A 13,187-nucleotide genomic window follows, 5' to 3' on the forward strand; every position below is an offset into this window, starting at 1 on the left:
CAGACCAGAGCGCCTCCGCTCCCTCATAAGCTATCTGTGGTTCCCATGTGTCAATACCTAGGCGCGGCGGTATGTAGTTCCGTCCTCTGCTCAGGTGAACCAGTAGCGCGTGAGGTGGAAGAACAGCGGCGCCGAGAACACGATGGAATCGAGGCGATCGAGGACGCCGCCATGACCTTCGATCATCGTGCCCCAGTCCTTGACCCCGAGATCGCGCTTCATCGCCGACAGAACGAAGCCGCCGAAGAAGCCGGCGATCACGATGAGCAGCGACATGCCCGCCGCCTGGAGCGGCGAGAAGGGCGTGATGACATGCAGCCCGGTGCCGACGGCGACGGCGCTCAGCCCTCCGCCGACCAGCCCCTCCACCGTCTTAGACGGGCTGATGCCGGGCGACAGCCGGGTCTTGCCCCACAGCTTGCCGAAGACGTACTGGAAGACGTCGCTCAACTGCGCCACCGTCATCAGGTACAGCAGCAGCAGAGCGCTGGGCAGCTGGTATCCGGGGATGTCGAGCCACAGCAGAGCCGGCGCATGGCTGGTGCAGTAGACGGCCAGCATCAGCCCCCATTGAGCCTTGGCGGTGCGGGTCAGAAAGTCAGTGGGGTCGGCGCCCAGCACCGACAGCGACGGCAGCGCCATGAACACGTAGACGGGAATGAAGATCGAGAACAGCCCGTACCAGCCGATCCCGATCAGCCAGTATTGCAGCGGCACGACCACGAAGAAGGACAGGAACAGCCCGGCATGGTCGCCGCGCTTGGTCGGCGTCAGCGTGATGAACTCGCGCAGGGCCAGATAGGAGAGAAGGGCGAACAGCACCAGCGTCACCACGTTGCCCAGCAGCATCGCCGCGGCGAACAGCGCCACCATCACCCACCAGGAGCGGATTCGGGCGTTCAGGTTACGCACGGTGTCGTGCCCGGCCGGCGTCCGCACGCGATGGGTGAGGACGGCGCCGATCAGGGTGGCGACGACCAGCAGGCCCAGGGCGGCGCCCGACAGCCAGAGGAACAGCGGTTCGGTGGTCGTTAAGAAGCTCGTCACTGCGGACATCACGCTGCTCATTGGACGGTCCCCTGGCCGGAAGGCGATGACTTGGAACGGGGGTCGGGCTGCGGTTTGGGCTGGGACAGCGACACCAGCGCCTCGCGCGCCCGCTTCAGGAATTCCGCCTTATCCTCCCCCGCGACACGCTCCAGCGGCAGGCCGAAGCGCATGGTGCAGATCAGCGGCACCAGCAGCGGCATGCCCTTCGGCATCACGCGGTGCAGATTCCCGATGAAGACGGGCACCAGTTCGGCGGCCGGCACTCGTTGGGAGAGATGGTAGAGGCCGCTCTTGAACGGAGCCACGGTGCCGTCGCCGCGCGTACCCTCGGGGAAGAGGATCAGCGACTGTCCGCTTTCGAGCACCGCCGCCATGGCGTCCATCACCTCCGCAGTCGCCTTTCCGGTGCGGTCGACCAGCAATGCATTCAGGCAGCCCACCGCCACCGCACGACGCAGGGCCGAGCCGCCCCAATAGTCGAGCGCCGCCACCGGATGCGTGCGCGCCCGCAATCTTTCCGGCAATGCCGCCATGACGGCGAGCGTGTCGAGATGGCTGGTGTGGTTGGCGAAATAGATGCGCGGAGCGTCCGTAGGCGCACTGCCTTCCCAGCTCGCGTGGGCGCCGACCAGCAGGCGGGTCAATCCCAGCAGGCCGTGGCGGAGCGCCGGTTGGAGAAGAGGGATCATGACCGGGCCTCCGGATGACAAGCTTCCAGATGTTGGGCGTTCAGATGCTGTGCTTTCAGGCGGCGGGCGATGCCGAGCGTGCGCGTCGCGACGGTGAGCAGGCTGCCGCCCATGATGATCCAGGCCGCCGCCAGCAGGCTGACCCTCGTCCCCCACAGCGCATGCTCGACCGCCTGGGCGAGCAGGGCGACGGTGAGGGCGGCCATCCGTCGCTGCTTGGCCATCACGCCGCCGAAATCCTGCGCCAGCCCCAGGGCGCCGCCGAAGGTGCGGACATAGGCGGTCATCATGGCGGCCAGCGCCGCCGCCCAGCCGAGCCAGGGCAGGCCGGCGGCGTAGCCCAGCGGCACTAGAAAGGCGGTGTCGGCGACGCGGTCGGGGATCTCGTTGTAGAGCGCACCGACCGCCGATCCTTTGCCGCCCTCCACCGCGACCATGCCGTCCAGCAGGTTGCACAGCAGGCGCAGCTGGACGCAGAACGCGGCGCCGATCCAGGCCAGGACGCCGCTATGCAGCAACAGCGCGCCGCCGCTCCCGGCCCACACCGCAGACAGCAGCGAGATCTGGTTGGGTGTCACCGGTGTCGTGGTCAGCCACGCCGCCAGCCTCTGCGCCCAGCGGGCGGAGCGGGTCGCGATCGGGCGCCGGTCCCCGGCGGGATTGGTATTCGTGGTGGTGTTGGTCTCCATCACACGGGCTCCTTGGCGATGGCTTCGGCGGCGAACTGGGTCACGGCCGGATAGTCGGTCTTGCCGGTGCCCAGCAGCGGGACGGCGTCGATGTGCAGGATGTCGCGCGGGATGGCGATCTCGGGCGCTCCCCGGGTCCGCGCCGCCGCGACCAGAGCATCCCGGGACAGCATGGCGCTGGTCGTCACCAGCACGATCCGCTCGCCGCGCCTGGCGTCGGTCAGGGTGACGGCGGCATGGGCGGCATCCGGATCGGCGAGGCTCGCCACCTCCTCCACGAGGCCGAGCGGGATCATCTCGCCGGCAACCTTGGCGAAGCGCTTGACCCGGCCGACGATGCGGATGAATCCGTCGGCATCAATCTCGACGATGTCGCCGGTGTCGTGCCAACCGTCGGCCGGCGGCTGGATCACGCCGGGGCGGTCGGCGTGCAGATAGCCCTTCATCACGTTCGGCCCGCGCACGCGCAGCCGTCCGCCGCCATCGACGCCCGGCACCGGCACCAGTTCGGTCTCGATGCCGGGCAAGGCCTGTCCGACGCTGCCGGAACGGAAGCGGGCCGGGGTGTTGACGGCGATCACCGGTGCGGTTTCGGTGGTGCCGTAGCCCTCCAGCAGATGGACGCGCAGCCGTTCGGTGTAGACGCGCCGCGTCTCGTCCTGCAGCCGCTCGGCCCCGGCGAAGACGAGGCGCAAGGAGCGGTAGTCGTACGGGTCGGCGGACCGCGCCCAGGCGTTCAGGAAGAAATCGGTGCCGAACAGGACCGTGGCGTTGGTCTGGTAGACCAGTTCCGGGATCAGGCGGACATGGCGCGGGTTGGGGTAGAGCACCGTCTTCACGCCGTTCAGGATCGGCAGCAGCATGCCGCCGGTCAGGCCGAAGGAGTGGAAGGTGGGCAGGCAGTTGAACACCACGTCCTGCCGGTTGAAATCTACCACCGACGCCACCTGCGCCATGTTGGCGAGCAGATTGCCGTGGCTGAGCGCCACGCCCTTCGGCGGCCCCTCCGACCCGGAGGTGAAGAGGATGGCGGCGATGTCGTCGCCGCTTCCCTGCGGCGGCAGCAGGCGCTCCGGCGCCACCAGCGCCGCCAGGGCGCACAGCTTGTCGCCCAGCCGCAGCCCGCGCTTGACGTCTTCCAGATGGATGATGGCGTGGTCCACGGCCAACGCCTCGACCAGGGCGCCGAGACGGGCCTTCTCGATGAACTGGGCGGAGGTGACGATCCGGCGCACCCCGGCGGCGCGGCAGGCGGCCTTCACCGCCTCCGGGCCGGCGGTGAAGTTCAGCATGGCCGCCGGCCGGCCATGGGCGGCGAGGCCAAAGAACACCGCCGCGGTCGGCGATGCCGTCGGCAGCAGCACGCCCACCGGCTCGTCCGCCGCCGTGTCCTTGGTCAGGATGCGGCCGAGCACCAGGGCGCGGGCCGCAAGCGCGCGGTAGGACAGGGTGGAGAAGTCGCCGTCCTGGACGGCATCCTCCCGCGCGCCGGTCTTGGCCCGGGCGTCGAGCAGGGCCAGCATCAGCGTCTCGGGTCGCGGGCGCGCGGCGAAGACGCTCTCCGTCATCACCCGCGACAGCCAGGACTTCAGGGCGGCGCGCCGCTTCTTGCCGACCAGACCGACGACGTCGGGGGTCGACACCGGCGGCAGCACGGTGATGGTGATGCGCGGGAACAGGCCGAGCCGCAGCCGGCCATGCATGCGCGACAGGACCGAACGCTGGGCGCCCTCGATGGAGACCGGCACCACCGGGCAGCGCGCCTTGTCGGCCAGCATGCCGGGGCCGCCGTTGATCTTCATCAGCGACCCGGTGACGGTGATCCTCCCCTCCGGGAAGACGCAGACCTTGTCGCCGTCGGCGAGTGCACGGGCGAGGACGCGGGTGCCCAGCGGGTTGGTCGGGTCTATGGTGACATGGTCGGCGATCGCCAGGAACGGCTTGACCAGGGGGTGCTTGGCAATGTGGGTGTCGACCGCGAAGCGCATGCCCGGCAGGAAGGCAGCGAGCAGCGCCCCATCGAGGAAGGACTGGTGGTTCGGCGTCACCACGGCGGCACCGTCGAGCCCGGCCAGATGCTCCGCCCCGCGCAGCTCGACGCGGAAGCACAACCGGAACAGGCCGCGCAGGACGGCGCGCATCAGCGCCTGCGCATCGACGGCGAGCGCCATCACCATGGCGGCCAGCATGCTCGCACCGCCCAAGGAGGCGACCGCCAGCGGGGAGGAGCCCAGCGCCAGCATCGCGGCGGCGACGGCCGAGCCGGCCACCATGTAGAGCGCATTGACCACATAGGCGGCGGCGATGACGCGGGCGCGTGACCCAGCCGCCGCCCGGTGCTGGATCAGGGCATAGAGGGGAACGGCGAAGGCTCCGCCGGCCGCGGCGATGACGAAGAGGTCGGCCAGCAGCGGCAGCGCCCAAGGTTGGGCCAGCAGCGCCAGCGCCGACAGCGGCTCCGCCGCGGGGGCGGCCGGCGTCAGCAGGGGCAGGAGGGCGCCCGCCAGCGCGGCGACCAGACCGGCCAGGGCGGCGCGGCCGGCGTCGGCGGTTGACGGTGTGCGGCGGCTGAGCCCGGCGAGCACCGAGCCGACGGCCACGCCGATGGCGAACACCGCCAGCAGCAGGGTGGCGCCGCCGCTGTCGGTTCCCAGCGTCTCGCGGGCGATCGAGGGGAACTGCGCCATCACCACCGCGCCGACGCCCCAGAACACTGAAATGCCGTGGATTGCCCGCATCGATGGCCTGTCGCCGGCGACCGAGCGCAGCACCCGCATCGTCACCGACAGCGGATTCAGCCCGACGCGCACCGCCGGGTCTGCGTTGCCGGCGCGCGGGATGAACAGCGACGCGGCCAGACCCAGCACCGCAGAGGCGCCGAGCAGCCCCGGCACCGCCCAGGGGTGGAGCAGGGCGAGCGAACCCCCGGCGATGGTCCCCAGCAGGATGGCGACGAAGGTCCCGGCCTCGACCAGACCGTTGGCGGCGGTCAGCTCGGACGGGGCAAGCAGGTCGGGCAGCAGGCCGTATTTGACCGGTCCGAACAGCGTTGAATGGGCGCCCATGCCGACTAGCGCGATGATCAGGACGGGCAGGTCGGCGGCGACGATGCCCCAGGAGGCCACGGCCATGAGACCGATCTCCGCCAGCTTGACGGCACGGGCGATCACCGTGCGGTCGTAGCGGTCGGCCAGCTGGCCGGCCGTGGCCGAAAGCAGCAGGAAGGGCAGAGTGAAGGCGCCCGCCGCCAGCGTCGAGATCATCGCACCGCTGAGCGCGCCGGCGCCGGAGACGCCATACACCGCCAGCACCGCGATAGCGCCGCGCAGGACGTTGTCTCCGAAGGCGCCGAGGAACTGTGCGAGGAACAGCGGCAGGAAGCGCCGCGAGGCGAGAAGGGCGGAGGCGCTCATCGGGCTGCTCCGGTTGTGGAGATCCCGCTGAGGATCGCGTCGGCGATGGTCCCGGCGAGGCTGGAGAGCGGCGCCGTCTGCCGGCCGTAGACCTGCGACTGCACGTTTAGGACGATGGCGCCGATGACGATGTGGGACAGCGCGTCCCGGTCGGCCGGCACGATGCTGCCCTCGGCGATCCCGTCGGCGACGATACCGCAGATCACGTCGACCGGCGTCTCCTGGCCGCTTGGAACCAGGGGCAGCGATTCATGCTGTGACAGCAGAAGGAAGCGGGTGCGGTCGGGAGCCGCCTCGGCCAGATGGAAGGCGTGGTGGATGATTCGCCGCAGCCGCTCCGGCGCGGTGCCCTGGCCGGCCGCATCGCGCAGGCTCTGCGACATGGCCGTGTATTCCGCCGCGAACAGATCGGCCGCAAGTTCCTCCTTGCTCGGCCAGTGGCGGTAGAGCGCCCCCTCCGACACCCCGGCGGAGCGGGCGATGTCGCGGACCGTCGTCGCCTTCACCCCCTTCTGGGCGAACAGCGCGATGGCGGCATCGCGGACCTTGTGGCGAACATCGGTGGACATGGTGCCTCTGTGTGAATGAATGTTCACTCACAAGGTGACGAGGCCATATTCCCGGTGCAACAGCAAAAAAGGATGGGTCGCTGCCCTCGCATCTCTGCGCAAAAGCTTACCACTTTTGATCCGGCTTGGTTTGCCCCCTGCCATCTCGATCCGGCCTTGTCGGACGCCTACAAACGATGCAACGCTGAGGGGTGATGATGCAGCTTCGGATGAAGGCATGACGCCGATTTTTCAATCTCTGACAACTCTTCCGTCATATTTGCTATTCGCAGTGGTGATGCTGGGATTCCTGTTGCTGTTCATCCTGGCCTACACCGCCGTCACCCCTTATCGCGATCTGGCTCTTGTCCGTCAGGGGAACACGACCGCGGCGCTCACCCTGGGCGGCGCCATGATCGGTTTCGCCTTGCCGTTGATGAGTGTCGCTTCCCACACCACCAGCATCATCGATCTCGCGGTCTGGGGAGTGATCGCGCTGGTGTCGCAGCTCCTGGCCTACGTCATCGGATCGCGCGTGCTGTTGCCGGATTTCCGTGCCGGTGTCGAAGCCGACCGAACCGCTTACGGCATCCTGCTCGCCAGCCTGTCGATCGCGGTCGGGCTGTTGAACTATGGCTCGCTGACTTATTGATGGAAGGAGGGCTTTCCAATGAAGCGCTCGCACACCGTAGCGGCCCTGCTGCTGGGCGGAATCAGCCCGATCCTGGTCGCTTGCGGCGAGGATGGCCCCAGCGAGGCGACCGTCTATCCTTCCGTCGAAGCCTGCACGGCCGAGATGCCGGCGAACGACTGTGCGGCGGCCTTCGCCGCCGCGCGCAATGAGCATCAGGCGGGTGCCCCCCGCTTCGCCAGCCGGGAGGCCTGCGAGGCGGAGATGGGGGACGGTGCCTGCACCCCAGCGAATGAAGGCGGGGCGAGCCAAAGCGGGGGAACCGGCATGGGCAACGTCTTCGTTCCGGCATTGGTCGGCTTCATGATCGGCCGCAGCCTGACAGGCGGTTACGCCCAGCCGGTCTATTTCGACCGCCAGGGCTACGCCCGCAGCGGCAACACCCGGATCGCAACGACGCCGCTGCCTCCGCAACGGCGGGACGAGATCCGACAGGGCAGCGGAGGCGCGGCCTCAAGCTCCGGCTCCTACTACCGGCCGGGCTCGGCCAACGCGGGCAAGTCCTTCACGGTAACCACGACCGGACGCAGTGCCGGGTTCGGCTCGACCGGTTCCTCGCGCGGCTTTTCGGGGAGCTGAAGCCATGGAGCGCGTCCGGACGGCTCCCCGCCCGCAGTGGCAGGCCAAGCTCGACGAGATCGGCTTTCCGTTCCATACCGATGCCGACGGCACGGCCTATTGGGACGAAAGCGCCCATTGGCACTTCTCCCTCGCCGAGGTCGAGACGCTGGAGGCCGCGGCCGAGGAGGTCTACAGCCTGTGCGAGCAGGCGGTCGGCCATGTCGTGACGCGAGGCCTGTACGAGACGGTCGGCCTCCCCCGCTGGGCGGCTCCGGCCATCGAGGCGAGTTGGGCCGAGCGCGGTGAGCGGGACATGGCGCTCTACGCCCGCTTCGACTTCGCCTGGGACGGCAAGGGCGGGCCGCCGAAGGCGCTGGAGCTGAACGCGGAAACGCCGACCTCGCTCTACGAGACTGCCGTCGCCCAATGGTGCTGGCTTCAGGACACACATCCGGAGGCCGACCAGTTCAACAGCCTGGAAGAGGCTCTGGTCGAGCGCTGGCAGATGCGGATGGGGGCCTTCCCCGCTCTGGCGTTACAGGCCGAAGCCGTTCATTTCGCCTGTCTGATGCCGCACCCGGAGGACGAGGCGACCATCGCCTATCTCCAGACCCTGGCCCTGCGAGCGGGCATGACGACCAAGGCGATGCCGATCCAGGCGATCCGCTACGACGACGCCTCCGGATGTTTCCTGGACGATGCCGGCCTGCCGATCCGGCACCTGATGAAGCTGTATCCCTGGGATTGGATGATTCGCGAGGAGACCGGCCGCGAACTGGTGACCGCCGCCGCGAAGGGGCGGATCCGAATGATCGAGCCGGCCTGGAAGATGGTGATGGCGTCTAAGGGCCTGTTCGCCCTGCTGTGGGAGCTGAATCCCGGCCATCCCAATCTGCTGCCGACGGCACTCGACCGCACCGGCTTTCCGGCCGGCAGCACGGTGGTGGCGAAGCCGCTGCTCGGCCGCGAGGGAAGCAACGTCAGCATCGCCACCCTCGACGCCGCCGGCTTCCCAGTCGGGCTGGCCATCGCCCAGACCGGGGGGCCTTATGTCGACGAGGGCTGGGTCTATCAGGCTTACACCGCGCTGGCGGAGGCAGACGGCAACCACGCCGTCTTCGGCGTTTGGATGGTCGGCGACAAGGCCTGCGGCCTAGGGATTCGCGAGGACCGCGCGCTCATCACCGGCAACACCAGCCGCTTCGTCCCGCATCTGATCGCGTCTGCCTGATGACGCAACCGGTTACGAGGTCTGAGAGTATGTTCGTAGCGGGTATGTCCCAGTCGGCGCTGACCGGCATGCTACTTTAAGCTGAAGAGAGGTGTTGCGCTGGAGGCGCGGTCTGGTAGGGCTTTGGCCGTCACCAACAGCCATCAGGCCAGCATTCTATGGGCATTGCCGTTCGTCCCGCAAGCACTACGCCGGCGTCCTGGGACGCCTTCTCGGACCTCGATGCCTTTGTCGAGGAGGTGCTGGTCGAACTGACGGCGATGGCGACCGACGGCACACGTTCAACTCGCCCTGGACCCAAAGCGTCTCTCACCGGAACCGCGCTGCGCAAGGCGATTATGGCCATCTGGTGCGTGTGCTTCTGTGGCATGCAATGGCGCGCCATCGGCCAGTTCTCCGGCATCCCGTTCGGCACGCTATACACTCTGTTTGCCCGTTGGACCCAGCTCGGGTTGTGGCGCCGCCTTCTCGACTGGTTGCGCCGCACGTGGCGGCTGGCCTGCGGCGACACGGCTGAACCGAGCACGGTGGTGATCGACAGCCGGACCTGCCCCTCGGCCCCGAGTTGCTTCGCGCGGGGCGTGGACGGTTCCGTCAGCTCTCGCGCCATCTTGCTCGTAACCGTGGGGCTGACGTAGAGGATCACCTCCACTCTGGAGGTGAGGAATGCGCTGCCCGCACTGCCAGTCGACCGCAATCTCTGAGCGTTCGGACCGAACGGCGCATGGCTATCGCCGCTTCCGTTGCCGCAAATGCCGGCGCGGCTTCAACGAGCGCACCGGCTCGGTGCTGAACCGGCTGCAGCTGCCCACGGACGTGGTCCTCTTGATCTTACTGTGGCGGCTTCGGCTCAAGCTCAGCCTGCGCGATCTCGCCGAGATCCTGCTCTTGCGCGGCTTGGTCTTCTCCCATGAGGCGGTGCGCGACTGGGAAGCCACGTTGGCGCCGCGGCTCCCCGAGACGCTGCGCCAGCGCCGTCGGGGAAAAATTGGCCGGAGTTGGTACGTGGACGAGACGTACCTCAAGGTCGCCGGTCAGTGGCAGTACCTGTACCGTGCCATCGACAGCGACGGCAACCTGATCGACGTCTATCTCAGCGCCACCCGCAACCAAGCCGCCGCCGAGGCCTTCTTCCGCTCCGCCGTGGAGGTGACAGGCATCGTCCCGGGGACCATCACGACGGACAAGCATGCCGGCTACCCTCCGGCCCCGGAAGAGGTATTCGGAGACGACGTCGAACACCGCACGTCAAAGTTCAAGAATAATCATCTGGAACAGGACCATCGTGGGGTCAAAGGTCGCACCCGGCTGATGTCGGCTTCAAGTCCCCACTCGGTGCGGCCCGCTTCTGTCGGGCTCACGATGAGGTGCGTAACTTCTTGCGCCCAGCGACCCGGCGCAACCAGCACATTCCAGCCGCCCGCCGACGAGCGGTCCATGTCCAGAGAGTCGCTGCTCTGCGCGACAGGCTCGCCGTCGCCTAACCAACCGTGCGGTAGCCGGCTGCTCCGCGCCGAATCGCCAGTCCTGGCGCGAGAGCTGACAGAACCATCCTGGAGGCGATCCGCAGCCGTGGCGCCGGAACGGCCAGACAGGTGATGCGCAGGCATATCCGGAACGCGCAGAAGCACCTGTTCGATGGTCGTGGGAAGGGCGCCTTCCGCCCCGCGTCCCGCGGGTGACGTCGACGCGGGACGCTCTGCCTTTGCGGAATCCGCCTTGCCTCAGCGGCCCAGCAGGCGGTTGACCGCGGCGCGGCCGGGCAGGGAGGGGATGGCGCCGGGGGCGGTGGTGGTCAGCGCGCCGGCGGCGTTGGCGAAGCGGCAGAGTCCGTGCAGCCGGTCCGGCGCGAAGGCGGTGTTAACGTCATCGAGAATGCCGGCCAGCAGGGCGGCGACGAAGGCATCGCCGGCGCCGGTGGTGTCGACCGTGGTGACGGCCATCCCCGGCACATGGCCGGACGCATCGGCGGTCAGGAAGGTGCAGCCGTTGCGGCCATGCGTCACCACCAGCAGGCGCAGCTCGTCATGCCACAGGCTGCGGCCGGCGGAATCCGGGTCGGTGCCGCCGGTCAGGAATTCCAATTCCTCGTCGCTGAGCTTGACGATGGAGGCGGCGGCGATGCCCCGGCGGATCAGCCCTTCCGCCGTGTCGCGGTCGGGCCAGAGGGCGAGGCGCAGGTTGGCGTCGAAGGACACCAGCCGGCTGTTGCGGCGCGCCGTCTCCACCGCCAGCAGGCTCGCTTCGCGCGCCGCCGGGTCGATCAGGCCGATGGAGCCGGAATGGAGGAGGCGGGCCGCCGCGACGGCGCCGAGGTCGAGGTCGGCGGGGGACAAGCCGGCCATCGGCTCGCCATAGAACAGGAACTCCCGCTCCCCCTCCTCGTCGAGGGAGACGAAGGCGACGGGGGTCCTGGCATCGGGGACGAGGCGCAGGCCGGACACGTCGACGCCGGCATCGCTCAGCGCGCGTGCCAGGAAACGGCCGAAACCGTCCGCCGCCGTCCGGCCCATGAAGGCGCTGCGCACCCCCAGCCGGGCCAGACCGACCGCGACATTGGCCGGCGCGCCGCCCGGCGCCGGGTCGAAGGCGCCGATCACCCCGGGCTGCGCCGGGCCGGCGGGCATGAAGTCGATCAGCACCTCTCCCAGGCACAGGACGTCGGGGGGGTGCAATGCCGGGGGTGGGGCATCGGTCATGGCGGGCATGTCCTTCAGTTGGTTCCGCCGGCATAGCGGGCGAGCACGGCGCTGGTGCCGTCCGTCCACAGGGCGCGCAGGGCGGTCGCGAAGGCGTCGCGGAAGGGCTGCGCCTGGCCGACCTCGCCGTAGATGTCGTCCTGGTTGAGCCATGCGGTCGGCTCGTCGCGGGCATCCCTGGCGACTTGGGTCAGGCGGTCCCAGTTGGGGTCGTTCGGCTCGATCGGCTGGCCGTCGTCGGTGGTGCCGAAGCAGTAGCGGCACCACAGCGCCGATTCCAGAGCCAGACCTTCGATGCCGACGCCGGCCTTCAGGCGGTCGGCGATGGACGGCACGATGAATTTCGGCTGGCGGTTGGAGCCGTCCAAGCAGAGCCGGCGGATGGTGTCCTTGATCTTGGGGTTGACGAAGCGGCGCTCGATGATGCCGAAATAGGATTGCAGGTCGGTGCCCGGCACCGGCGGCACGGTGGGGATGATCTCCTCCCGCTCTACCTTCCGCAGGAAGGCACGGATCAGCGGAGTCTCCATCGCCTCGTGCGCGTAGGTGATGCCGAGCAGCCCGGCCGGATAGGCGATCACCGCATGGCCGCCGTTCAGGATGCGGATCTTCATCGTCTCGAAGGGCGTCACGTCCGGGACGAACTGCACGCCCACCGCCTCCAGCGCCGGGCGGCCGGCGGAGAAGCGGTCCTCCAGCACCCACTGGGTGAAGTCCTCGCAGAAGACTGGCCAGTTGTCGGCGATGCCGAAATCGCGGTCGAGCGTCTCGCGCTCCTGCACGCCGGTGGCAGGCGTGATGCGGTCGACCATGCTGTTGGGGAAGGCGACTTCGGCTTCGATCCAGGCGGCGAGATCGGCGTCGATCTCCTTGGCGATGCCCAGCACGGCATTGCGGGTGACGACGCCGTTGTGGGGGATGTTGTCGCAGGACATGACGGTGAAGGGCACCGTGCCGGCGGCGCGGCGGCGGGCTAGACCGGCGACGATCAGGCCGAAGACTGTGGTCGGCCGGGACGGCACGGCGATGTCGGCGCGGATCGCCGGATGGCCGGCGTCGAACCTGCCGGCGGCGTCGATGTAATAGCCGCCCTCCGTCACCGTCAGCGACACGATGCGGATGGCGGGGTCGGTCAGCCTGGCGACGATGGCGTCGCCGTCGCCGACCGGCAGCATGCCGATCATGGCGCCGGTGATGCGGGCGAGGCTCTGCGCACCCGACTGCTCGACCACGGTGGTCAGCCAGTCCTGGCCCTCCAGCGCGTCGCGCATGCGCTGGTCGGACGGCATCACGCCGGCGCCGAGGACCGCCCAGTCATGGTCGCGGGCCTGGGCAAACAAGCTGTCGAGATAGACCGCCTGATGGGCACGGTGGAAGTTGCCGACGCCAAAATGCAGGATTCCGGCGGACAGGGCGGACCGGTCATAGGCCGGCACCGACGCCCGCGCGGCGATGTCCGGAAGGGTGGCGGCGGAAAGGGCGATGGTCATGGTGGTGTCCTGCGGGGGGGATCCTCCCTCTCCCCCCCGTGGAGAGGGGCGGGGTGACGGGGATGCATGGCGTGGATCTGAAGGAGTACGAGGAGTGTTCAATTTTTGAAGATGCTCGCTCTGCGT

Annotated in this window: 11 protein-coding genes and 1 pseudogene; 5 read left to right on the top strand and 7 right to left on the bottom strand. The window is 68.7% G+C overall.

Features of this window, described 5'->3' with window-relative positions; translation table 11 throughout:
- Window positions 1–90: 90 nt before the first annotated feature.
- Genes ACWPKK_RS22415 through ACWPKK_RS22435 form a run of 5 tightly spaced genes read right to left on the bottom strand, consistent with a single transcriptional unit; the run spans window position 91 to window position 6,410 of the window.
- Window positions 91–1,056, bottom strand: coding sequence for a phosphatidate cytidylyltransferase (locus ACWPKK_RS22415; protein ID WP_452008631.1), 966 nt, complete (start codon window positions 1,054–1,056; stop codon window positions 91–93).
- An 8-nt stretch (window positions 1,057–1,064) separates the two neighbouring features.
- The gene (locus ACWPKK_RS22420) at window positions 1,065–1,739 is read right to left on the bottom strand and encodes a lysophospholipid acyltransferase family protein (protein ID WP_452008633.1); all 675 of its coding nucleotides are present in this window, start codon (window positions 1,737–1,739) and stop codon (window positions 1,065–1,067) included.
- Window positions 1,736–2,428 (bottom strand): CDP-alcohol phosphatidyltransferase family protein, encoded by a 693-nt coding sequence (locus tag ACWPKK_RS22425; protein ID WP_452008636.1) that lies wholly within the window; start codon window positions 2,426–2,428, stop codon window positions 1,736–1,738. Before ACWPKK_RS22425 ends, ACWPKK_RS22420 begins: the two co-directional genes overlap by 4 nt.
- A complete protein-coding gene (locus ACWPKK_RS22430) occupies window positions 2,428–5,841 on the bottom strand; it encodes an acyl-[ACP]--phospholipid O-acyltransferase (protein ID WP_452008639.1) in 3,414 nt (1,137 codons plus the stop codon). Before ACWPKK_RS22430 ends, ACWPKK_RS22425 begins: the two co-directional genes overlap by 1 nt.
- Window positions 5,838–6,410 carry a TetR/AcrR family transcriptional regulator gene (locus ACWPKK_RS22435; protein ID WP_452008641.1) on the bottom strand — a complete coding sequence of 191 codons (573 nt, stop codon included), beginning with the start codon at window positions 6,408–6,410 and terminating at the stop codon, window positions 5,838–5,840. The genes ACWPKK_RS22430 and ACWPKK_RS22435 overlap by 4 nt, the downstream gene beginning before the upstream one ends.
- Window positions 6,411–6,627: 217 nt before the next feature.
- On the opposite strand from ACWPKK_RS22435, the gene ACWPKK_RS22440 reads away from it, so the two are divergent.
- The 5 genes and pseudogenes from ACWPKK_RS22440 to ACWPKK_RS22460 all read left to right on the top strand — a co-directional run bounded on the left by ACWPKK_RS22440 (window position 6,628) and on the right by ACWPKK_RS22460 (window position 10,356).
- The gene (locus ACWPKK_RS22440) at window positions 6,628–7,041 is read left to right on the top strand and encodes a DUF350 domain-containing protein (protein ID WP_452008644.1); all 414 of its coding nucleotides are present in this window, start codon (window positions 6,628–6,630) and stop codon (window positions 7,039–7,041) included.
- An 18-nt stretch (window positions 7,042–7,059) separates the two neighbouring features.
- Complete coding sequence (locus ACWPKK_RS22445; RefSeq protein WP_452008647.1) at window positions 7,060–7,659, top strand: DUF1190 domain-containing protein; 600 nt, start codon at window positions 7,060–7,062, stop codon at window positions 7,657–7,659.
- Between the two features lie 4 nt (window positions 7,660–7,663).
- On the top strand, window positions 7,664–8,872 hold the full coding sequence (locus tag ACWPKK_RS22450) for a glutathionylspermidine synthase family protein (RefSeq protein WP_452008649.1): 1,209 nt from the start codon (window positions 7,664–7,666) through the stop codon (window positions 8,870–8,872).
- Window positions 8,873–9,030: 158 nt separating this feature from the next.
- The gene (locus ACWPKK_RS22455; protein ID WP_452008652.1) at window positions 9,031–9,510 is read left to right on the top strand and encodes a hypothetical protein; all 480 of its coding nucleotides are present in this window, start codon (window positions 9,031–9,033) and stop codon (window positions 9,508–9,510) included.
- A 28-nt stretch (window positions 9,511–9,538) separates the two neighbouring features.
- Window positions 9,539–10,356 (top strand): annotated as a pseudogene (locus ACWPKK_RS22460) (IS6 family transposase).
- A gap of 240 nt (window positions 10,357–10,596) precedes the next feature.
- Here ACWPKK_RS22460 and ACWPKK_RS22465 read toward each other — a convergent pair.
- Entirely contained in the window at window positions 10,597–11,571 is a 975-nt protein-coding gene (locus ACWPKK_RS22465; RefSeq protein ID WP_452008655.1) for a PfkB family carbohydrate kinase, read from the bottom strand.
- A 14-nt stretch (window positions 11,572–11,585) separates the two neighbouring features.
- Window positions 11,586–13,061, bottom strand: a complete 1,476-nt coding sequence (locus ACWPKK_RS22470; protein ID WP_452008658.1) for a mannitol dehydrogenase family protein — start codon at window positions 13,059–13,061, stop codon at window positions 11,586–11,588.
- Between the last annotated feature and the right edge of the window lie 126 nt (window positions 13,062–13,187).

It is taken from the genome of Azospirillum largimobile (genome assembly GCF_977007025.2).